This window comes from Bacillus sp. PK3-037, assembly GCF_054161355.1.
Window position 1 is genome coordinate 439,184 of the sequence record NZ_CP096408.1, and the last position, 22,399, is coordinate 461,582.

22 protein-coding genes are annotated in these 22,399 nt (G+C 44.9%); 16 read left to right on the top strand and 6 right to left on the bottom strand.

The features are described 5' to 3' along the window. Window positions 1-53 precede the first annotated feature (53 nt). Entirely contained in the window at window positions 54-1,784 is a 1,731-nt protein-coding gene (locus M1D69_RS02290) for an ABC transporter ATP-binding protein (protein WP_458104697.1), read from the top strand. 50 nt (window positions 1,785-1,834) lie between these two features. On the opposite strand, the gene M1D69_RS02295 is transcribed toward M1D69_RS02290, so the two are convergent. From M1D69_RS02295 to cls, 5 genes are all read right to left on the bottom strand, one after another. Beyond that, window positions 1,835-2,221: a DUF3796 domain-containing protein gene (locus M1D69_RS02295; protein WP_044159779.1), complete on the bottom strand. Its 387-nt coding sequence runs from the start codon at window positions 2,219-2,221 to the stop codon at window positions 1,835-1,837. A 3-nt stretch (window positions 2,222-2,224) separates the two neighbouring features. Then, window positions 2,225-2,431, bottom strand: coding sequence for a helix-turn-helix transcriptional regulator (locus M1D69_RS02300; protein ID WP_044159778.1), 207 nt, complete (start codon window positions 2,429-2,431; stop codon window positions 2,225-2,227). 144 nt (window positions 2,432-2,575) lie between these two features. Then, window positions 2,576-2,848 (bottom strand): hypothetical protein, encoded by a 273-nt coding sequence (locus tag M1D69_RS02305; RefSeq protein ID WP_010332264.1) that lies wholly within the window; start codon window positions 2,846-2,848, stop codon window positions 2,576-2,578. Window positions 2,849-2,928: 80 nt separating this feature from the next. After that, entirely contained in the window at window positions 2,929-3,891 is a 963-nt protein-coding gene (uvsE, locus tag M1D69_RS02310) for a UV DNA damage repair endonuclease UvsE (RefSeq protein WP_458104696.1), read from the bottom strand. 12 nt (window positions 3,892-3,903) lie between these two features. Further along, window positions 3,904-5,103: a cardiolipin synthase gene (gene cls, locus M1D69_RS02315; protein ID WP_458104695.1), complete on the bottom strand. Its 1,200-nt coding sequence runs from the start codon at window positions 5,101-5,103 to the stop codon at window positions 3,904-3,906. Between the two features lie 155 nt (window positions 5,104-5,258). Here cls and M1D69_RS02320 point away from each other — a divergent pair, with 155 nt between their 5' ends. The 4 genes from M1D69_RS02320 (at window position 5,259) to pyrG (ending at window position 11,076) form a co-directional block, all read left to right on the top strand. Continuing rightward, window positions 5,259-7,376, top strand: a complete 2,118-nt coding sequence (locus tag M1D69_RS02320) for a heterodisulfide reductase-related iron-sulfur binding cluster (RefSeq protein WP_458104694.1) — start codon at window positions 5,259-5,261, stop codon at window positions 7,374-7,376. Next, a complete protein-coding gene (gene acdA, locus M1D69_RS02325) occupies window positions 7,373-8,512 on the top strand; it encodes an acyl-CoA dehydrogenase AcdA (protein WP_059292344.1) in 1,140 nt (379 codons plus the stop codon). The genes M1D69_RS02320 and acdA overlap by 4 nt, the downstream gene beginning before the upstream one ends. 182 nt (window positions 8,513-8,694) lie before the next feature. Next, the gene (gene rpoE, locus M1D69_RS02330) at window positions 8,695-9,225 is read left to right on the top strand and encodes a DNA-directed RNA polymerase subunit delta (protein WP_458104693.1); all 531 of its coding nucleotides are present in this window, start codon (window positions 8,695-8,697) and stop codon (window positions 9,223-9,225) included. Window positions 9,226-9,468: 243 nt separating this feature from the next. Continuing rightward, window positions 9,469-11,076: a glutamine hydrolyzing CTP synthase gene (gene pyrG, locus M1D69_RS02335; protein ID WP_095712807.1), complete on the top strand. Its 1,608-nt coding sequence runs from the start codon at window positions 9,469-9,471 to the stop codon at window positions 11,074-11,076. An 82-nt stretch (window positions 11,077-11,158) separates the two neighbouring features. Here the strand turns inward: pyrG and M1D69_RS02340 are convergent, their stop codons facing one another. After that, window positions 11,159-11,680: a DUF2529 domain-containing protein gene (locus M1D69_RS02340; protein ID WP_341062443.1), complete on the bottom strand. Its 522-nt coding sequence runs from the start codon at window positions 11,678-11,680 to the stop codon at window positions 11,159-11,161. 165 nt (window positions 11,681-11,845) lie between these two features. Here M1D69_RS02340 and spo0F point away from each other — a divergent pair, with 165 nt between their 5' ends. The 11 genes from spo0F to M1D69_RS02395 all read left to right on the top strand — a co-directional run bounded on the left by spo0F (window position 11,846) and on the right by M1D69_RS02395 (window position 22,391). Beyond that, on the top strand, window positions 11,846-12,220 hold the full coding sequence (gene spo0F / locus M1D69_RS02345; RefSeq protein ID WP_003227621.1) for a sporulation initiation phosphotransferase Spo0F: 375 nt from the start codon (window positions 11,846-11,848) through the stop codon (window positions 12,218-12,220). Window positions 12,221-12,400: 180 nt separating this feature from the next. Further along, window positions 12,401-13,258 (top strand): class II fructose-bisphosphate aldolase, encoded by an 858-nt coding sequence (locus M1D69_RS02350; RefSeq protein ID WP_024123189.1) that lies wholly within the window; start codon window positions 12,401-12,403, stop codon window positions 13,256-13,258. A gap of 117 nt (window positions 13,259-13,375) precedes the next feature. Next, window positions 13,376-14,014 (top strand): fructose-6-phosphate aldolase, encoded by a 639-nt coding sequence (fsa, locus tag M1D69_RS02355; RefSeq protein ID WP_024123188.1) that lies wholly within the window; start codon window positions 13,376-13,378, stop codon window positions 14,012-14,014. Between the two features lie 376 nt (window positions 14,015-14,390). Next, a complete protein-coding gene (locus tag M1D69_RS02360) occupies window positions 14,391-15,680 on the top strand; it encodes a UDP-N-acetylglucosamine 1-carboxyvinyltransferase (protein ID WP_024123187.1) in 1,290 nt (429 codons plus the stop codon). 31 nt (window positions 15,681-15,711) lie between these two features. Next, a complete protein-coding gene (gene glpX / locus M1D69_RS02365; protein ID WP_044159762.1) occupies window positions 15,712-16,677 on the top strand; it encodes a class II fructose-bisphosphatase in 966 nt (321 codons plus the stop codon). Between the two features lie 214 nt (window positions 16,678-16,891). Further along, on the top strand, window positions 16,892-17,053 hold the full coding sequence (locus tag M1D69_RS02370) for a hypothetical protein (RefSeq protein ID WP_032731180.1): 162 nt from the start codon (window positions 16,892-16,894) through the stop codon (window positions 17,051-17,053). Window positions 17,054-17,084: 31 nt separating this feature from the next. Beyond that, the gene (gene rho, locus M1D69_RS02375; protein ID WP_010332253.1) at window positions 17,085-18,368 is read left to right on the top strand and encodes a transcription termination factor Rho; all 1,284 of its coding nucleotides are present in this window, start codon (window positions 17,085-17,087) and stop codon (window positions 18,366-18,368) included. A gap of 118 nt (window positions 18,369-18,486) precedes the next feature. Next, window positions 18,487-18,687: a 50S ribosomal protein L31 gene (gene rpmE / locus M1D69_RS02380; RefSeq protein WP_003151132.1), complete on the top strand. Its 201-nt coding sequence runs from the start codon at window positions 18,487-18,489 to the stop codon at window positions 18,685-18,687. 89 nt (window positions 18,688-18,776) lie between these two features. Continuing rightward, window positions 18,777-19,364 carry a thymidine kinase gene (locus M1D69_RS02385; RefSeq protein ID WP_024123184.1) on the top strand — a complete coding sequence of 196 codons (588 nt, stop codon included), beginning with the start codon at window positions 18,777-18,779 and terminating at the stop codon, window positions 19,362-19,364. 288 nt (window positions 19,365-19,652) lie between these two features. Beyond that, entirely contained in the window at window positions 19,653-21,350 is a 1,698-nt protein-coding gene (malS, locus tag M1D69_RS02390; protein WP_024123183.1) for an oxaloacetate-decarboxylating malate dehydrogenase, read from the top strand. 81 nt (window positions 21,351-21,431) lie between these two features. After that, a complete protein-coding gene (locus M1D69_RS02395) occupies window positions 21,432-22,391 on the top strand; it encodes an AEC family transporter (protein ID WP_458104692.1) in 960 nt (319 codons plus the stop codon). Window positions 22,392-22,399 lie beyond the last annotated feature (8 nt).

Here is a 22,399-nt window from a genome sequence, read left to right on the forward strand (position 1 = left end):
TATAGTATAATTGAGAAATATTATCAGTTATTTATACATTGGGGGAAGATAGGGTGCTGCGGCAATTTTTTTCTTATTATAAACCATATAAAACGTTGTTCTTTCTCGACTTTTTCTCGGCGATCGCGGGAGGCTTGATGGAGCTGAGTTTTCCTTTGATCGTCAATTATTTTATTGATACCTTGCTTCCGGGCAGGGACTGGGGCCTGATCATCGCGACCTCAATCGGATTGTTCGCGGTTTACGCGCTCAGTTCGGCTCTTCAATATGTCGTCACGTATTGGGGGCATATGCTCGGAATCAATATTGAAACCGATATGAGAAAGTCGCTATTTGACCATCTGCAAAAGCTGTCCTTCAAATTTTACGACAACAACAAGACGGGAACGTTAATGTCGAAGCTGACGAACGACTTAATGTACATCGGCGAAGTCGCCCATCACGGTCCAGAAGATTTGTTCATCGCCATTATGACGATTCTTGGGGCGTTCGGGGTTATGCTGTTTATCAACTGGCAGCTGGCATTGCTGACGTTTATGATCATGCCGATTGTCATTTGGCTTGCGCTTTACTTCAATAAAAAAATGACCAAAGCGTTTACGACGCTGAACAAGGATATCGGGGACTTCAGTGCGCGGGTAGAAAATAATATCGGCGGCATCCGGCTCGTTCAGGCGTTCGGCAATGAATCGTTTGAAAAAGAGCGCTTCGCTGTTAACAATCAGCGATTTCGCAGCACTAAGCTGTCATCATATAAAATCATGGCGAAAAACGGCTCCATCAGCTATATGCTGACACGGTTTGTCACGCTGTTTGTCCTCTTGTGCGGTACGTGGTTTGTCATCCGGGGCTCCTTGTCATACGGAGAATTTGTGGCGTTTGTGCTATTAACGAATGTCCTGTTTCGGCCGATTGACAAAATTAATGCCATTATTGAAATGTATCCGCGGGGAATTGCCGGCTTTAAAAGCTACATGGAACTGATGGAGACAGAGCCGGATATTCAGGATTCTCCTGAGGCGAGAGACGTTTCCGGGCTGAAAGGCGATATCCGCTATCAGCATGTTTCGTTTGGCTATGATGAGAATCAACATGTCCTTCATGACATTAACCTGACCATTCGGGCGGGGGAAACGGTAGCGTTTGTCGGTCCGTCCGGAGCGGGGAAATCAACACTTTGCAGTCTGCTTCCGCGCTTTTATGAAGCGTCAGAAGGCGACATTGCTATTGACGGCATCAGCACTACAGACATGACGCTGTCTTCCTTGCGCGGGCAGATTGGCGTTGTGCAGCAGGACGTTTTCTTATTCTCGGGCACACTGAGAGAGAATATTGCATATGGCCGTTTGGACGCATCGGAAGAGGAAATCTGGCAGGCTGTGAAGCAGGCTCACTTAGAAGAACTCGTCAATCACATGCCGGATGGATTGGACACTGTCATCGGAGAACGCGGCGTAAAACTTTCCGGCGGGCAAAAGCAGCGCCTTTCCATTGCGAGGATGTTCTTGAAAAACCCATCTATCCTGATTCTGGACGAGGCAACTTCCGCCCTTGATACAGAAACAGAAACGGCGATCCAAAAGGCGCTTCAAGCATTGTCGGAGGGGCGCACGACGCTGGTGATCGCCCACAGACTGGCGACGATCAAACACGCAGACAGAATTGTCGTCGTGACAAAAAACGGTATCGAGGAACAAGGGCGGCATCAGGAACTGATCGAAGCCGGCGGTATTTACAGCAGACTGCATCATGCACAGTTCGGGGATTTGATGACACAATCGTAAAAAAGAGAGAGCATGTTCTGTGCAGGAACATGCTCTTAATGTATAAACTTTTATACCTGTTTTTTCATCAGCACAAACTGAATAACGGGATACGTGATATACGCAATGCACAATGCAATAAATAAAGTATAGTTTTTACCGTTGTTGATAAAAAAGAAATCGATGATCCAAAGAATAAATAAAGTGATAATCACGATATTATAACTCATATGAGCACTGTTTTTTATGATTTGTTTGCCCATTTCATCCTTCTTTACCTCATTTCTCGTTCTCCATGTAAAGAACTGGCCCCACGCTACCAGTAGACTAATCATTAAAAACCATTCAGTAACGCCTATGGTGGCGCCTTCAATTTTCATATAGCTCAGTAAAGTTCCGCCGAAGTATAGGGTGACAATGAGTAAAAATAAAAAACTAAACAGTTCCATTCGTTTCATTTCCTATGTCTCCTCTCCCGTTTCGAATCGAAATAAATGATCGACTGTTACGCCTAAACAATAGGCCAATTGAAAAGCAAGGGATAAACTCGGATCATATTTATTATTTTCAATGGCATTAATGGTTTGCCGAGAAACACCGCATGCCTTGGCCAATTCCTCTTGAGAAAACCCTTTTTCCTTTCTGGCTTGTTTAATAACGTTTTCCATAAATACTCCTTTGTGTAAAAGATATTTTACATTTTTATCGTAAGTGATGGTAAGTGAAATGTCAAATGTATTTTACATTTTTCAAAAAAAGAAAAAAGGATAGACAAACCTCAAGGTTGTCTACCCTTTTATATGTAAGATGAATTAGAGCGCTTCTCTCTCAGCGGGCTCAATCATATTCTGAAACTTCTCAACCAGCTGAGACGCTTTTGTTCCTTCAACCACAATCAGATATTCTTTTTCATTATGAGCCATACGGAACGTTTCCAGCTCGATTAAGCTTTTGATTTTGCACATCGTTTTCTTTGAGTAAATATAAACCTCGTGGCTTCCGGAATGGCACATTTTATATAGGTGAATCAAATTTCTTAAAGTAAATGCCTGTGCGGCTACTTTTAGAGACTTGATGTTTTTCATGTTCTTTCTCCTCCATTGATTCTTGTCTTATATAGCGTATGTTCCCAATGTGTACAAACTGTAAACCTGTTTTTGCACACTTATGATTTCCATTGCAGAGTGCCGCCGCCAATCCGTTTCACGCCGCGGATTGAGCTCAATTCATCCATCAGCCGGAGAAGCGCCTTGTCCTTCTGTTTCGCCTCGATCATAAAATCAATATTGGTTCCCCATTGTCTGAAGCGCTCCAAAAGCGGCAGCAAAAAGTTGGCGTCAACATAATCCGCGTGGCTGCGCACCGCTTGCTCCGATTTTGGAGAGGAAAGATGGACCTTCGGCTGCAATCCGATCCGCTGCCATGTGTTGATCATCCGGGGCAGTGCTTCATTCAGGTCTGCATGATCATCCGAGTTTGCGTAAAAATGATGAAAATCAAAGACAAACGGAACATTCTCTTGTTCACAGACCTGAAGCGTCTCTTCCGTGGTGTACGTTTTATCGTCATTTTCCAGCGTCATCCGCTGTTTGATCTCTTGCGGAAGCATTTTCATGTTTTGATGAAATTGTTTCAGAGCGTTTTCTTTGTTTCCGTAAGCGCCGCCGATATGGATGTTGATAACTGAGCGGTCTGCAATCCCCATCGCTTCAAGCATGCGATAGTGATAAGCCATATCGGTTACTGCATTTGCTGTAATAGATTCCTTAGGGCTCGTAAACAGGGTAAACTGGTTAGGATGAAAGCTTGTGCGCAGATTGTATTTTTTCACGAGCTCTCCAATCTCACGGAACTCCTTGCGAAACGGCGTCACGAAGTCCCACATCACGTCAGGATGAGTGGCCAGCGGCACAATTGAGCTGGAAAAACGGTACAATGGAATATCGTGGCCGATGATATAGTGAAGGGTTCTCATGGTATTGCGCAAGTTGGCTTTCGTCACAGCCAAAAGGGCTTCTTTTCTCTCATTCTCGGGCAGCTTTGAATAACGAGCGAATGTCAGTGTTTTAGCGGGAGACGCATCCCAAAGGCTCATCGCATTTGAGACGAACCCGAATCTGAAAATCATAGGAACTCTCCTTTATAAAAAATAAGATAATGCTTTACCGAGCCATTCCGCCGGGCGCTGCCTGAACGTGCGCTGTTTGAAATTTTCTTTTGTCAGCAGCTCCGACTTTTTAATATCCTCTTCAATCGTGGCATAGACTTCTTTTGTAAATGCAACATCATCTATTTCAACGTTTACCTCTTCATTTAAAAACAGGCTGCGCTGATCAAAATTGGCTGTGCCGATCATGCTGAAGTGATCGTCAATGATCAAGGCTTTCACATGATAAAACCCTTGGTAAAAACGGTAGATGAGACAGCCGGCATCCAGCAAATCCGAATAATATGTAAAAGCAGCTTCTCTGACCAGCGGGTGATCTGATTTCATCGGCACAATCAACGTAACGTCTACACCGTTTTTTCTTGCTTTGACCAAGGCCTGCTGAAGCGGTTTAGCCGGAATATAATAAGGTGTGCAAATCGTAATGCGCTCTTTGGCCTGTGCGATATTTGCCAAATACGTTTTTTCAAGAGAATAACCGTCAGTCGCATAAATCTTATGAGGGATATTCCCTTGCGGAAGCTCGGGCCAAACATCCGGACCCAGTTCGGCTGATCCGGTGTTTCGTTTCAGGTCGGCTGTAAAAAGGGTTTGAAGATCGCGGACACCTTCTCCCGTCATACGCAGATGATAATCCTCCCAATTGCCGAACTTCGCCTTTTTTCCAAGGTATTCCTCACCAATGTTAAATCCGCCGACATAGCCGACTTTTCCATCCATCACAGCAATTTTCCGGTGATTTCGTTTTTGTATATGAAAAAAGAAATAAGGGAAACGGGGCCGGTTCAGAAAATGAACGTGAACGCCGGCGTTTTTCATTGTCTCCAGCGCCGGTTTTTTAATTTTTTGGCTGCCTGACCAATCCAGAAGCAAATAAACCGATACGCCGGCCTGGGCTTTTGTTTTCAGCAGTGTAAACATATTGTGGCTGACCTCATCGTTTTTCATAATGAAAAACATCACGTGAACGGACGAGACGGCATCGCGTATATCCTCCATCATCCGCTCAACAAGATCAGCGCCGCAGTGAATCAATTCGATATCACTTTTCTTTTTTGAAAAAACAGGCTCGTACGCTTTCTTTTTGTATGCGGCGCGGCCCATAAAGATATCCAGCACGATTAAAGCCAATAGTATGATGACAACGATGAGAATCACGAAAAATACCTTCATCCCGGCACTCCTTTCCGTAGTTGTAGGTAGTGTGCCCGAACAGCAGGAATTTAATTATTGACTGAACACTCATTCATTATTTATCATAAAGATAATCTAATACAGATTTTGGGTCAGGGGATCACGGTCTTCATCAGTAAAAAGGGGGAATTGGAATGAGCGGCTTTCTCATTGTCAATGCATTATTATTTCTGATTGTAACCGCTTACGCTGTTTATTTGTTTGTCTATTTGGTCAAAACAAGGCTTGCTTACATCGGGCTCGGCCAAAAGGAACAGTTCGATAAACGGATTAAGGAACGGCTTCAGGCCATATGGGTGAATGTATTCGGACAGAAAAAACTGCTCAAGGATAAGAAAAGCGGCATCATTCACGTCATGTTTTTCTACGGCTTTATATTGGTCCAGTTCGGAGCGATTGACTTTATTATCAAAGGGCTGGTCCCGGATCGAAATCTGCCGCTTGGCCCGATCTATCCCGCCTTCACTTTTTTTCAGGAAATCGTTACGTTTCTGATCTTAATTGCGGTTGGCTGGGCATTTTACAGACGCTATATCGAAAAGCTCGTCAGGCTGAAGCGAGGCTTTAAATCTGGACTTGTTCTCATTTTTATCGGCGGTTTAATGCTGACCGTTTTATTGGGGAACGCAATGAATCTAATCTGGCATAATCACGGGCTTTCTTGGAGCGAACCGATCGCTTCAGGCATCGCGTTTTTGCTTGGCGGCGTCGGGGAGACGGGCGCCGCGGTGATTTTCTATATCGCATGGTGGGTGCACCTGCTGTTTTTACTGAGCTTTTTAGTGTATGTGCCGCAGTCAAAGCACGCTCATTTAATTGCCGGTCCCGCCAACGTCTTTTTCAACAGGCTTGAAGCGTCCGGAAAGCTCGAAAAAATTGATTTCACAGACGAAACGAAAGAAAGCTACGGAGCGGGAAAAATTGAGGATTTCAGGCAGTCCCAGTTGATTGATTTGTATGCGTGTGTCGAGTGCGGCCGCTGCACCAATATGTGCCCTGCGACAGGCACCGGAAAAATGCTGTCGCCGATGGATTTAATTTTACGCCTCAGGGACCACCTCACAGAAAAAGGCGCTGCCGTCACTTCGCGCTCGCCATGGGTGCCGGCTGCGGCATTCCGGCATACGAAAGGGAACCAGCTGGCTGCGGCAGCTTCAGGGAGCGGATCACAGGAAGCCGCCGCCGCGCTAGATTACAGTCCGAGCTTAATCGGCGATGTCATTACCGAAGAAGAAATTTGGGCCTGCACCACTTGCCGGAACTGTGAAGATCAGTGCCCCGTCATGAACGAGCATGTTGATAAAATCATTGACCTTCGCCGCTATCTCGTGCTGACTGAAGGAAAAATGGACAGTGACGCGCAGCGGGCGATGACGAGTATTGAGCGGCAGGGAAATCCGTGGGGCCTCAACCGCAAGGAACGTGAAAATTGGCGCGACGCAGCCCCAGATGCCGATATTCCGACAGTAAAAGAATTAAAAAAAGAGGAAAAAGAATTCGAATATCTTTTCTGGGTCGGTTCCATGGGTTCATACGACAACAGAAGCCAAAAGATCGCCATCTCCTTTGCAAGACTGCTGAACCAAGCAGGTGTGACCTTTGCGATCCTCGGCAACAAAGAAAAGAATTCAGGGGACACCCCGCGCCGCCTCGGAAATGAATTTTTATTTCAGGAACTGGCCGAAAAGAATATCTCGGAATTTGAAAAAAATAATGTGAAAAAAATCGTTACGATTGATCCGCACGCATACAATTTATTTAAAAACGAATATCCTGATTTCGGCTTTGAAGGCGAAGTGTATCATCATACGGAAGTGCTGGCCGATCTTGTGAAGAGCGGGAAATTAAAACCGCAGCACCCAGTTTATGAAACGATCACCTTCCACGACTCGTGCTACTTGGGACGGTACAACGAAGTCTATGATCCGCCGAGAGAGATTTTAAAAGCCATTCCGGGTGTGCGGCTTATTGAAATGGAGAGAAACCGGGAAACCGGCATGTGCTGCGGAGCTGGCGGAGGCTTGATGTGGATGGAGGAAGAGTCAGGCAACAGGATGAATGTCGCCAGAACAGAGCAAGCGCTGGCAGTCAATCCGTCGGTAATCAGCTCCGGCTGTCCGTACTGCCTCACAATGCTTGGGGACGGCACAAAGGCAAAAGAAGCGGAAGATCGTGTCAAAACGTATGACGTCGCGGAGCTTCTGGCTCAATCTGTCTTGGGCGCTGATATGACAATGGGGGAAAAGCGATGAATTTTTCATTAACAGAAGAACACGAAATGATTCGGAAGTTGGTTCGTGATTTTGCGAAGCATGAGGTTGCACCGACAGCGGCAGAACGTGACGAACAAGAACGCTTCGATCGTGACCTGTTTCGGGAAATGGCGGATTTAGGATTAACGGGGATTCCGTGGCCTGAAGCTTACGGCGGAATCGGAAGTGACTACCTGGCTTATGTCATAGCGGTGGAGGAACTGTCAAAAGTCTGCGCCTCCACCGGCGTGACGCTTTCAGCCCATATCTCGCTTTGCGGCTGGCCGCTGTTTGCATTTGGCACAGAAGAACAAAAGGCAGCGTACTTAACACAGCTGGCCCTTGGGCAGAAAATCGGGGCTTTCGCTTTGACTGAAGCAGGCTCCGGTTCAGACGCCGGCGGGATGAAAACAACCGCTGAGCGAATCGGTGATGACTATGTATTAAACGGATCAAAAGTGTTTATTACAAACGGCGGCGCTGCTGATATTTATATTGTGTTTGCAGTCACTGACGCTGAGAAAAAGAAAAAAGGCATTTCCGCTTTTATTGTAGAAAAGGATTTTGAAGGATTTTTGACAGGCAAGAAAGAAAAGAAACTAGGCATCCGTTCTTCTCCGACAACAGAGATCATCTTCGAAGACTGTGTCGTTCCCGCAGAAAATCGTCTCGGTGAAGAAGGAGAAGGCTTCAAAATCGCGATGAAGACGCTTGACGGAGGAAGAAACGGCATTGCGGCGCAGGCTGTTGGCATCGCCCAGGGAGCGCTTGATGCGGCGCTTCAATACGCAAAAGAAAGAAAACAGTTCGGCAAATCGATCGCCGAGCAGCAGGGCATTGCTTTTAAACTTGCAGATATGGCGACAATGATAGAAGCTTCAAGGCTACTGACCTATCAGGCGGCATGGCTGGAATCGTCAGGCCTTCCGTATGGAAAAGCCTCCGCTATGTCCAAACTGCTGGCGGGGGATACGGCGATGAAGGTGACGACCGAAGCTGTGCAGATTTTCGGCGGCTACGGCTATACGAAGGATTATCCGGTTGAACGCTATATGCGCGACGCGAAAATTACGCAAATCTACGAAGGCACCCAAGAAATTCAAAGGCTGGTTATCTCCAGAATGCTCGCAGAATAAGACAAAACATCTATCAGTCGGATCACTCTTGTAAAATTATTTAAATTAACGCTGTTAAGGGTAGCATATTCTGTTTTATTTTGTTTATAATGAGAGGTATGGTTTGTATAAGAACGATACAATATCGCTTTCATTATTGATAAAACAGATACATATAAGTAATAGAAAGGGAGTGTCCGACCTTGGGTATCAAACAATATTCACAGGAACAGCTAAAGGAAATGGCTTTAGTTGAAATCGCTCACGAATTATTTGAAGATCATAAAAAACCAGTTCCTTTTCAGGAGCTTTTAAATGAAATTGCATCATTGCTAGGCGTAAAAAAAGAAGAGCTTGGAGACCGCGTCGCACAATTTTATACAGATTTAAACATTGACGGCCGCTTCTTGGCGCTCTCTGACCAGACTTGGGGCCTTCGCAGCTGGTATCCGTACGATCAGCTTGATGAAGAAACACAGCCGACAGTTAAGGCGAAAAAGAAAAAAGCGAAAAAAGCTGTTGAAGAAGATCTTGATCTTGATGAATTTGAAGAGGTTGACGAAGACGACCTCGATTTGGCTGAGGTTGAGGAAGAACTTGATCTCGATGCTGATGAGTTTGACGATATCGATGAAGACGACGAAGACGAAGACGAGCTCGAAATTGATGATGATCTCATTGATGACGATGAAGAAGATGATGATTATGATGAAGGCGATGAGGATAAAAAATAGTAAAAGAATTTCATCCTCAAATCGATCTTGACTTTCATAGTCGAACTATGTAGTATGTATTTTGGGCTCTTCAAAAACGAAGAGAGAACATAGAACGTTATGCTCCCTTTCAAGAAATTGAAAGGGAGCTTTCTTATTTTCACCCCTCATTTTTCTTATAAATCATTTAAAAGGCTAAATGATTTCCTATAAAACGGTACATTTTAAGAAATGTAGCTTAGAGCGAAGAGAGGAGCAAACGAAATGACGAAATATATTTTTGTAACCGGGGGAGTCGTATCCTCACTTGGAAAGGGTATTGTAGCAGCTTCATTAGGGCGTTTGCTGAAAAACCGCGGACTGAACGTCACCATTCAAAAATTCGATCCATACATCAACGTCGATCCGGGAACAATGAGCCCGTACCAGCACGGTGAAGTATTCGTAACAGATGACGGCGCTGAAACAGACTTAGACCTGGGCCACTATGAGCGTTTTATCGACATCAACCTGAATAAATTCAGCAACGTAACAACAGGTAAAATCTATTCAACAGTTCTTAAAAAAGAACGCCGCGGCGATTACCTCGGCGGAACAGTGCAGGTTATTCCGCACATCACAAATGAATTGAAAGACCGCGTATACCGCGCGGGTAAAGAAACAAACGCGGATGTCGTGATTACAGAAATCGGCGGTACTGTCGGCGACATCGAATCCCTGCCATTCCTTGAAGCGATCCGCCAAATGAAGAGTGACATCGGCCGTGAAAACGTGATGTACATCCACTGTACACTTGTGCCTTACATTAAAGCTGCCGGCGAACTGAAAACAAAACCGACACAGCACAGCGTAAAAGAATTAAGAAGCCTGGGCATTCAGCCAAACATTATCGTTGTTCGTACAGAAATGCCGATTTCTCAAGATATGAAGGACAAAATCGCATTATTCTGCGACATTGATACAAAAGCGGTTATTGAATGTGAAGATGCGGACAACCTTTATTCCATTCCGCTTGAGCTTCAAAAACAAGGACTTGATAAGCTTGTTTGCCAGCACATGCAGCTGGAATGCAAAGAAGCGGAAATGTCCGAGTGGAAAGAGCTTGTAAACAAAGTCAGCAACCTGTCTCAAACGACCACAATCGGACTTGTCGGAAAATATGTTGAGCTGCCTGACGCTTACATCTCTGTCGTTGAATCACTTCGCCACGCGGGCTACGCGTTTGACACAGATGTAAAAGTGAAATGGATTAACGCTGAGGAAGTAACAGAAAGCAACATCGGAGAGCTTACTAGCGGCACAGACGGTATTATCGTACCGGGCGGCTTCGGTGACCGCGGTGTTGAAGGGAAAATCATTGCGACAAAACATGCGCGCGAAAACAAGATTCCGTTCTTGGGCATTTGCTTAGGCATGCAGGTTGCATCTATTGAGTATGCCCGAAACGTATTAGGCTTAAAAGGCGCTCACTCTGCGGAAATTGATCCGTCAACTCAATACCCGATCATCGACCTTCTTCCTGAACAGAAAGATGTTGAAGATCTTGGAGGAACACTTCGTCTCGGCCTTTACCCTTGTAAGCTTGAAGAGGGCACGAAAGCATTTGAAGTGTATCAGGATGAAGTGGTGTACGAGCGTCACCGCCACCGTTATGAATTCAACAACGAATTCAGACAGCAAATGGAAGACCAAGGCTTCGTATTCTCAGGCACCAGCCCGGACGGACGCCTTGTTGAAATTATCGAGCTGAAAGACCATCCTTGGTTCGTGGCTTCTCAGTTCCACCCAGAGTTCAAGTCAAGACCGACAAGACCTCAGCCGTTATTCAAAGGCTTTATCGGAGCGTCTGTTGAAGCTGCAAATCAGAAGTAATAAAAAAAGACTTGCCGTTTGTCAAAAGCGGACAAGTCTTTTTTATTTGTTTCCGGCAAGATAAAGCATGTACAATAAGTGATTATGCATACTCTTGCAAAATTTCTTTTAATGTAAATGATAGAGCATGGTAGACATACAATGCTGTCATTAATGAAGGGAAGCCGTAACGGGTGCCGTCTTCATCGGGAACGAGCGGCATTTTCAGCTTCGAATCAATATGCACATCGCAATATTGTTCGATTCCGGCGCTGTCTTTGGCTGCCGGCGATACGCAAACGACTCCCGCGCCTTTTTCATAAAGCTCTTTCGCGAGCGCCTGTTCTTCATCTGTGCCTGTCCCTGAGCAAAACATCAGCACTCTGTCGCTTTCTGTCACTTCATCCGCGTTGGCGGGAAACGCTTTGACGGAAGGAAACGGTTCTTTGCTTTCGGTAGCCTCATATAAGACGCCCTGAAGCTCATTTGCCCCGTATATATATATGGAATGCCCGCTGACCACCGCTTGAGCAAGCAATCGCGCCCCATCTTCAATCGCGTCAGATTCCTTATCCTGAATGCGGGAAAAAATACCTGTTAACTGTGTCGTAAATATTTTCAACATCAGTGAATCCTCCTTTATAACGTACAATAACAGTATACAACAAAAGAGAAAATGCTCAGAAAATGTCGTAAAGTAGACTATTATAATTAAAGGAAATAGGAAAATCAAACAGAATACATAAACTACTGCTTACTTTTGACGAAAATCATAATATTGGGGTGTAAAATGATGAATGAAAAAATTTTAATCGTTGATGATCAATACGGAATACGTATTTTGCTTAACGAAGTGTTCAATAAAGAGGGCTATCAGACATTTCAGGCTGCGAACGGCCTTCAAGCGCTTGATATTGTGACAAAAGAACGTCCGGACCTTGTCCTTCTGGATATGAAAATTCCCGGCATGGACGGAATCGAAATCTTAAAACGGATGAAAGTCATTGACGAAAACATCCGCGTGATCATCATGACGGCTTACGGAGAACTCGATATGATCCAGGAATCAAAGGAATTGGGCGCATTGACGCACTTTGCGAAGCCGTTTGACATCGACGAAATCAGAGACGCCGTCAAAAAATATCTGCCCCTGAAGTCTAACTGACAAAAAGAAGAAACAATTGAATGAGCTCATTGTGTTGCCGATTTGTCGAAAAGTTGGTATTCTAGTTATGGAGAAAAAGCGATCTGAGTATTTACATATGACAGCAAATTATGGGTCATGCTAGGGTGGAAAGCTTTTTTCGCTAGAAGACAATCAGGCTACATAAGGAGGACATTCGACATGCCTTTAGTTTCAATGACGGAAATGTTGAATACAGCTAAAGAAAAAGGTTATGCTGTAGGACAATTTAACTTAAACAACCTTGAGTTTACTCAAGCGATTTTACAAGCAGCTGAAGAAGAAAAATCTCCAGTGATCCTTGGTGTTTCCGAAGGTGCGGGACGCTACATGGGCGGCTTCAAAACAGTCGTAGCTATGGTAAAAGCACTAATGGAAGAGTACAAAGTGACAGTTCCTGTTGCGATCCACTTAGACCACGGTTCAAGCTTTGAATCTTGTGCGAAAGCGATTCATGCAGGTTTCACATCTGTTATGATCGACGCTTCTCACCATCCATTTGAAGAAAACGTAGCAACAACTTCTAAAGTTGTTGAGCTTGCTCATTTCCACGGTGTATCTGTAGAAGCTGAGCTAGGAACAGTCGGCGGACAAGAGGACGACGTTATCGCTGAAGGCGTAATCTACGCTGATCCTAAAGAGTGCCAAGAGCTTGTTGAGCGCACTGGCATCGACTGCCTTGCACCTGCATTAGGTTCTGTTCACGGCCCTTACAAAGGTGAGCCAAACCTTGGGTTCAAAGAAATGGAAGAGATCGGAAATTCAACTGGTCTTCCGCTCGTTCTTCACGGCGGTACTGGAATTCCGACTGCTGACATCAAAAAATCAATCTCACTTGGTACAGCTAAAATCAACGTAAATACTGAAAACCAAATTTCTTCTGCAAAAGCTGTTCGTGAAACGCTGGCAGCTAAGCCTGACGAGTACGATCCTCGTAAATACCTTGGACCTGCTCGCGAAGCGATTAAAGAAACTGTTATCGGTAAAATGCGTGAATTTGGTTCTTCAAACCAAGCTTAATTCAATTGGACCTTTTTATAACCGCCTGACAGCTTGACAGGCGGTTTTCCGTCTATCTTTAGAAAGCGCAATCATATTCACAGTTCTGAAAATTCTTACTCAGGGAGGCTTTTGTAAATGTTGTTTTTTATTGATACAGCCAATATCGATGAGATTAAAGAAGCGTATGAATTGGGAGTTCTTGCCGGTGTAACAACGAATCCTAGTTTAGTAGCAAAAGAAGCTAACGTATCATTCCATGACCGCCTTCGTGAAATCACAGAAGTCGTACCGGGCTCTGTAAGCGCGGAGGTTATTTCTCTGAAAGCTGAGGAAATGATCGAGGAAGGAAAAGAACTGGCGAAAATCGCTCCGAACATCACGGTGAAAATCCCGATGACGGCTGACGGATTAAAAGCCGTAAAAGCACTTACTGACTTAAACATCAAAACAAATGTCACATTGATCTTCAATGCAAACCAAGCTCTTCTTGCTGCAAGAGCGGGCGCTACATATGTATCTCCATTCTTAGGCCGCTTAGATGATATCGGCCATAACGGGCTTGACCTGATTTCAGAAGTCAAGCAGATTTTTGATATCCACGGGCTTGATACGCAAATCATCGCGGCGTCAATCCGCCATCCTCAGCATGTAACTGAAGCTGCATTAAGAGGGGCTCATATCGGCACAATGCCGCTTAAAGTCATTTATCAGCTGACAAAGCACCCGTTAACAGACAAAGGAATCGAACAATTCCTGGCAGACTGGAACAAGTAATTCAAGCGGCGGCAAACAGCGTGTAGTGTCTGTTTGCCGCGGCCTTTGCTTTTCACCGTCCTGATCCAGCGGACCTTCAGATGCACGCCGCTTACAGAGAAGGAATCATTGGGCTGCAGAAGCTGATATCGGAATGAGGGTTGCGTGCTGCTTTTGCCGGATGACGAAGAAGTCTCTTTAGCCGGCGGGTCTCTGTCGATTTTTTGAAACCTATGCCCCCGCAAAGCTTCGCTATTTTCTTCCTGATATTTTACAATGTGTTGTATTCTTTCCCTTCGAATTGGCTAGATTTTGGACATGAGCTTTATTTGCAGAGACAGAATAAAATGCCATTTTATTTAGCTCCGCAGCTATCTTCTTATGGAAGGAGACTATCATGGAAAAGTTGAATATTGCCGGCGGTGACTCGTTAAACGGTACAGTACACATCAGCGGCGCTAAAAACAGTGCTGTTGCATTAATACCAGCAACCATTTTGGCAAATTCCGAGGTGACAATAGAAGGGCTTCCTGAGATTTCAGATATTGAAACGCTGCGTGACCTGTTACAGGAAATCGGCGGCAATGTGCATTTTGAGAATGGGGATATGATTGTAGACCCCACATCAATGATCAGCATGCCGCTTCCTAACGGAAAAGTGAAAAAACTGCGCGCGTCGTATTATTTAATGGGGGCGATGCTCGGCCGCTTTAAACAGGCCGTCATCGGATTGCCTGGCGGCTGCCACCTGGGCCCCCGTCCGATTGACCAGCACATCAAGGGCTTCGAAGCGCTCGGAGCTGAAGTGACCAATGAACAGGGTGCGATTTATTTGCGCGCTGAAAGGCTGAGAGGCGCACGTATATATTTAGATGTCGTAAGCGTCGGGGCAACGATTAACATTATGCTTGCGGCTGTTTTGGCAGAAGGGAAAACCATCATCGAAAACGCTGCGAAAGAGCCGGAAATTATTGATGTCGCGACACTGCTCACCAGCATGGGCGCGAAAATCAAAGGCGCTGGAACCAACGTCATCCGAATCGATGGCGTAAAGGAACTGCACGGCTGCAAACATACGATCATCCCGGACAGAATTGAGGCCGGAACATTTATGATTGCCGGTGCTGCGATGGGCAAAGAGGTCATCATTGATAATGTCATCCCGACACACCTTGAGTCCTTAACAGCAAAGCTGAGAGAAATGGGCTTTCACATCGAGACTAGCGACGACCAGCTGCTTATTGTCGGCGGGCAGAAAAATTTAAAGCCGGTTGATGTGAAAACCCTGGTATACCCGGGCTTTCCGACTGATTTGCAGCAGCCGATGACAGCGCTTTTGACGAGAGCAAAAGGGACAAGCGTCGTGACTGACACCATCTATTCGGCGAGATTCAAGCATATTGATGAGCTGAGACGAATGGGCGCTAATATGAAGGTAGAGGGCAGATCCGCAATCATAACGGGACCTGTCGACCTCCAAGGCGCGAAGGTCAAGGCGAGCGATCTGCGGGCCGGAGCCTGTTTAGTGGTTGCCGGGCTGATGGCCGACGGCGTCACGGAAATTACAGGTCTGGAACATATTGATCGCGGATACAGCAGCCTTGAGAAAAAACTCGAGGGTCTGGGAGCCACAATCTGGCGCGAGAGAATGACTGATGAAGAGATAGAACAGCTGCAAAATTCTTAATTGGTTATTTGCGAGAGGGGATCGTGTTGAGATGGAAAGAAGTTTATCAATGGAATTGGTTCGTGTGACTGAAGCTGCGGCATTAGCATCTGCAAGATGGATGGGCCGGGGAAAAAAAGACGAGGCTGATGAAGCAGCAACAAGCGCAATGAGAGACGTTTTTGATACAGTTCCGATGAAAGGAACTGTTGTGATCGGAGAAGGGGAAATGGACGAAGCGCCGATGCTTTATATTGGGGAAAAACTCGGAAACGGGTACGGTCCGCGTGTCGATGTCGCAGTTGATCCTCTCGAAGGCACAAACATTTTGGCAAGCGGCGGCTGGAATGCGCTGACGGTTATTGCAGTTGCGGACCACGGCACGCTATTAAACGCTCCAGATATGTATATGCAGAAAATCGCAGTCGGTCCGGAAGCAGTGGGCTGCATTGATATTGAAGCTCCAGTCATTGATAACCTTAAAGCGGTAGCAAAAGCGAAAAACAAAGACGTCGAGGACGTCGTTGCCACCATTTTAAACCGTGATAGACACGAAAAAATCATTTCCGAACTTCGCGAGGCCGGCGCCAGGATCAAACTGATCAATGACGGGGATGTCGCAGGCGCCATCAACACAGCTTTCGACCACACAGGCGTAGACATCCTGTTCGGATCAGGGGGAGCTCCTGAAGGCGTCCTATCTGCTGTAGCGTTAAAAGCGCTGGGCGGAGAAATTATCGGTAAACTTCTTCCGCAAAGCGAGGAAGAAATCATACGCTGCAACAAAATGGGCCTTGATCTAAGCAAAGTGCTGCGTATGGAAGACCTTGTGAGAGGTGATGACGCGATTTTTGCGGCTACCGGCGTAACTGACGGCGAGCTGTTAAAAGGCGTTCAATTCAAAGGGTCTGTCGGCACGACTGAAAGCTTGGTCATCCGTGCGAAGTCAGGAACTGTCCGTTTCGTTGACGGCAGACACAGCCTGAAGAAAAAACCAAATCTCGTAATCCGTCCATAACAAAGAGAAAAAGCGGGTGTTGACCCGTTTTTCTTTTGCAAAAAAGAGTCAACCCTATCAATTGCGTGTCAAAACCTTATTTCAGTTGAATAATTGTTTAAAATAAGGTAAAAATAAAGAGTGCTGCGATTTTTAACTGCGTAATTCCTTCTTTTAAGCACTAGGAAAGTTTCAATTTCTACCGCATACAGACGATATAAGTATTGATCTTCTCATGTTTTTGTCCTCGCTTCCTTCAAAACTCATTAAGACAATCCTTTTAACAAAAGCGCCGATCATGGGTGGAAGTGTTACCGATAGAAGTTCCTTTATGTTAAAAAAAGAATGTGCTTTGGCGGATGTTGTGCAAAAGCAGCAGATTACATGTGTAAAGTAAGATATTGACTATGAAAAGCGTGGTGTTTTTTATGAAAGACGTATCTATTTCCTCTTTGGAAAATATGAAATTGAAAGAGCTATATGAACTTGCAAGACATTATAAAATCTCCTACTACAGCAAACTGACAAAAAAAGAGCTGATTTTCGCCATTCTGAAAGCGAATGCAGAGCAGGAAGATCTTCTGTTTATGGAAGGTGTTCTTGAGATCATCCAATCAGAGGGATTTGGCTTCCTGAGACCGATCAACTATTCTCCAAGCTCTGAAGACATTTACATCTCAGCTTCACAAATCCGCCGTTTCGATTTACGGAACGGAGACAAAGTATCAGGCAAGGTTCGCCCGCCAAAAGAAAATGAGCGCTATTATGGACTTTTGCACGTTGAAGCGGTAAATGGAGATGATCCGGAATCGGCAAAAGAGCGTGTTCACTTCCCAGCCCTTACTCCGCTTTATCCAGACCGCCATATGGTGCTCGAAACAAAACCGAATTTCTTGTCTACAAGAATTATGGACATGATGGCGCCGGTAGGCTTTGGCCAGCGCGGTTTGATTGTTGCGCCGCCGAAAGCCGGGAAAACGATGCTGCTGAAGGAAATCGCCAACAGCATTACAGCGAACCAGCCTGAAGCAGAGCTGATTGTGCTGTTGATCGACGAAAGACCGGAAGAGGTTACAGACATTGAGCGTTCTGTTGCTGGGGATGTCGTCAGCTCAACGTTTGATGAAGTGCCGGAAAACCATATCAAAGTAGCCGAGCTTGTGCTTGAACGCGCTATGCGCCTCGTTGAACACAAGAAAGACGTCATTATCCTGATGGACAGTATCACACGTCTGGCCCGCGCCTACAACTTAGTGATTCCGCCGAGCGGAAGAACACTTTCCGGAGGGATTGACCCGGCAGCGTTCCACCGTCCGAAGCGTTTCTTCGGGGCGGCGAGAAATATCGAAGAGGGCGGAAGCTTAACGATCCTCGCCACTGCTCTTGTTGATACAGGATCCCGTATGGATGATGTAATCTATGAAGAGTTCAAGGGAACGGGCAACATGGAGCTTCATCTTGACCGCTCTCTGGCAGAACGCCGCATCTTCCCTGCCATCGATATTCGCCGTTCTGGAACGCGTAAGGAAGAGCTGCTTGTGCCTAAAGAGCATCTTGACCGTTTATGGTCTATCCGCAAAACGATGTCCGATTCGCCTGATTTCGCGGAAAAATTCATGAGAAAAATGAAAAAGACGAAAACAAACCAGGAATTTTTCGATATTCTCAATCAAGAATGGAAACAGGCAAATCTATCATCAGCCAGACGATAAAATCTATTTGCAAAAGAAGTAAATCACTGATATAATTTTCTCATATGCGTTTCGGACAATGCTCCGAAATAATAACTCTGTTTCCACACGGGATTCAGGGCGGAAGGAGATGGATACAATGAAAGCAGGAATTCATCCTAATTTCAAAAAAGCAACAGTTAAATGCGCTTGCGGAAATGAATTTGAAACAGGCTCAGTAAAAGAAGAGGTACGCGTTGAGATTTGCTCTGAATGCCACCCATTCTACACTGGCCGTCAAAAATTCGCTTCTGCTGATGGTCGTGTTGATCGCTTTAATAAAAAATACGGTCTTAAGTAATAATAGATTTTTCAACAGGCAAGAAGCACTTCTTGCCTGTTTTTTATATTGTCAAAAACACAGCTGGCAGAGAGAGGGGAGCAGAGCCAATGTACATAATGAAGCAAAGCGGGTGGCTGGAGCTGATTTGCGGCAGCATGTTCTCGGGAAAATCTGAAGAGCTGATCAGAAGAGTGAAGAGAGCAACTTATGCCAAGCAGGAGGTCAGGGTCTTTAAACCTGTGATTGACAATCGATACAGCGAGGATGCTGTCGTTTCCCATAATGGAACATCTATGACGAGCTATGCCATTTCTTCGGCTGAGGACATTTGGAATCATATCAGTGAGAGCACGGATGTGATTGCAGTGGACGAGGTTCAATTCTTCGATCGGTCAATCATTGGTGTTTTATCGTCTCTTGCCGATAAAGGCTACCGTGTGATCGCAGCGGGCCTTGATATGGATTTCAGAGGAGAGCCGTTCGGCGTTGTGCCGGATATTATGGCCATCGCTGAAAGTGTGACGAAGCTGCAGGCCGTCTGTTCCGTCTGCGGATCACCGGCAAGCAGAACACAGCGGCTCATTGACGGAAAGCCGGCTTCTTATGATGATCCGGTCATTCTGGTGGGTGCGTCCGAATCCTATGAAGCAAGATGCAGACATCATCACGAAGTCCCGGGAAAATCTAAAAACTAATACAAAACATGGGTAAAAAGATAGAAAGCACCGGCCGAAAAGCTGGTGTTTTTTTATATATTCTGATAACAATCAATTAAAAAATTTAATTAAGTGTATTAAAAAATTAAGTAATTTTCTTCCCTTGAATTTTGATTTTGACAGGCATAAAATAACTAACGTAATGTAAATAGTTTTGAGACATTGTTCGAATAATTGTCACAAAGTCGTATAAAGATCATGATCAGTTATTTTTAGATGAGTTATTACTTAACTTGGTTAACTATTTCAAGAAAGAAGGAGATTTGCTTGAATAACATTAAAAAAACTAAGGAAGGCCATTTAGAAACAACATTAAGAGGAAAAGAAGTTCTATCTATTCCTACTTTAAATAAAGGTGTTGCTTTTACATTAGAAGAAAGACAAGAACTTGGCTTAGAAGGACTTCTTCCGCCAACTGTACTTTCTCTTGATCAACAAGCAAAACGCGCATACGAGCAATTTAAAGCTCAGCCAGACCGCCTTCGTCAAAATGTTTACTTAAATGATCTTGCTAACCGCAATGAAGTTCTTTTCTATAAATTGCTGCAAAATCACCTTCGTGAAATGCTCCCTGTTGTGTACACACCAACAGTTGGTGAAGCAATTCAAGAATACAGCCATGAATACAGAAGACCTCAAGGTATTTACTTGTCAATCGACAACATTGACGGTATTGAAAAGGCTTTTGAAAACCTTCATGCGACAGCAGGCGATATTGATCTTATCGTTGCAACTGACTCTGAAAGTATCCTTGGTATCGGTGACTGGGGTGTAGGCGGTATTAACATCGCTATCGGTAAATTGGCTGTTTACACTGCTGCAGCTGGTATTGACCCTAGCCGTGTTATCCCTGTAGTGCTTGATGTCGGTACAAACAACGAAAAACTTTTAAATGATCCTTTATACATTGGTAACCATCATGAACGTATTTCTGATGAACGTTATGAAGAATTCGTTGATGCGTATGTAAAAGCTGCGCTTAAATTCTTCCCTAAAGCGCTTCTTCACTGGGAAGACTTTGGCAACAAAAACGCGCGCAATATCATGAAAAAATACAACAACGAAATCCTGACATTCAACGATGATATTCAAGGTACAGGCGCAATTACACTTGCTGGTGTGCTTGCTGCTATGAAGAAAACAGGCGCATCTATTAAAGATCAGCGTGTAGTTGTCTTCGGTGCAGGTTCAGCTGGTATCGGTATTGCTGACCAAATCCGTGACACAATGGTGCTTGCTGGATTATCTGAAGAAGAAGCAAACAAAGCGTTCTTCACACTTGATTACAGAGGCCTGTTAACAGACGATATGGAAGGCATCCTTGATTTCCAAAAACCTTACCTTCGCAGCGCAGCAGAAGTGAAAGACTGGAAACGTGATGAAAAAGGCCAAATTTCATTCGATGAAGTGGTTCGCCAAGCGAAACCAACAATCTTAATCGGTACTTCAGGGGTTTCAGGAGCGTTCACAGAGGAAATTGTGAAAGAGATGGCATCTCACGTAGACCGTCCGGTGATCATGCCGATGTCTAACCCGACTCACCTTGCAGAAGCTGTTCCGGAAGATCTGTTCAAATGGACTGACGGAAAAGTGCTTGTAGCAACAGGAAGCCCATTTGACAATGTCGAGTACAATGGCGTTTCTTATGAAATCGGACAATCTAACAACGCATTCGCATTCCCTGGTCTTGGCCTTGGTTCAATCGTAGCTGAAGCGCGTGTTATTACGCCTGCTATGTTTGCTGCAACAGCTGATGCGATTGCTGAAATGGTTGATTTTGAAACACCTGGAGCTGGATTGCTTCCAAGCATCGACAAGCTTCAAGAAGTATCTATTCAAGTTGCCATTGCTGTAGCTGAAGCAGCGATCAAAGACGGCGTAGCAAATCGTCAGCCTGAAGATGTAAAACAAGCTGTTCTTGATGCAATGTGGACACCTGAATACAAAAAAGTCATCGCAAAATAATTGAGCGTGTAATTTTTCTGTCCGAGGGAAAGCTTTGAATAAAGCTAAAGTATACGGACATAGGATTTGGAGGAGAATATTTTGAGCATCTTAGATATCTTAATCCTCCTGGCACCGATCTTCTTTGTTATCGTGCTGGGTTGGTTTGCAGGACATTTCGGAAGTTATGATGCCAAGTCGGCAAAAGGGGTAAGTACGTTAGTAACGAAATACGCACTTCCAGCTCACTTTATCGCTGGTATTTTGACAACTTCCAGAAGTGAATTTTTATCACAAGTTCCGTTAATGGTTTCTTTAATTATTGGTATCGTTGGATTTTATATCGTTATTCTATTGATTTGCAGATTTGTGTTTAAATATGATTTAACGAATTCATCTGTATTTTCTTTGAACTCTGCACAGCCGACATTCGCATTTATGGGTATTCCTGTATTGGGAAGCTTGTTCGGTGCGCAAGAGGTTGCGATTCCGATCGCTGTAACAGGTATCGTTGTTAACGCGATTCTTGATCCGCTTGCGATCATTATTGCTACAGTGGGTGAGTCTTCTAAGAAAAACGAAGAGAGCGGGGACAGCTTCTGGAAGATGACAGGAAAATCAATCCTGCATGGCCTTTGTGAGCCGCTTGCAGCTGCTCCGTTAATCAGTATGATCTTAGTGCTGGTTTTCAATTTCACTCTTCCTGAGCTGGGTGTTAAAATGCTTGATCAGCTTGGAAGCACAACATCTGGTGTTGCTCTCTTTGCTGTCGGTGTTACAGTTGGTATTCGTAAAATCAAACTCAGCATTCCTGCTTTCGGTATTGCGTTACTCAAAGTTGCGGTTCAGCCTGCGTTAATGTTCCTGATTGCTCTTGCAGTCGGACTTCCAGCTGACCAAACAACAAAAGCGATCCTTCTTGTTGCATTCCCTGGTTCTGCCGTTGCAGCCATGATTGCGACTCGTTTTGAGAAACAAGAGGAAGAAACAGCGTCTGCGTTTGTGATCAGTGCGATTCTGTCATTGATTTCACTTCCAATTATTATTGCGCTTACTGCGTAATCAAAAAA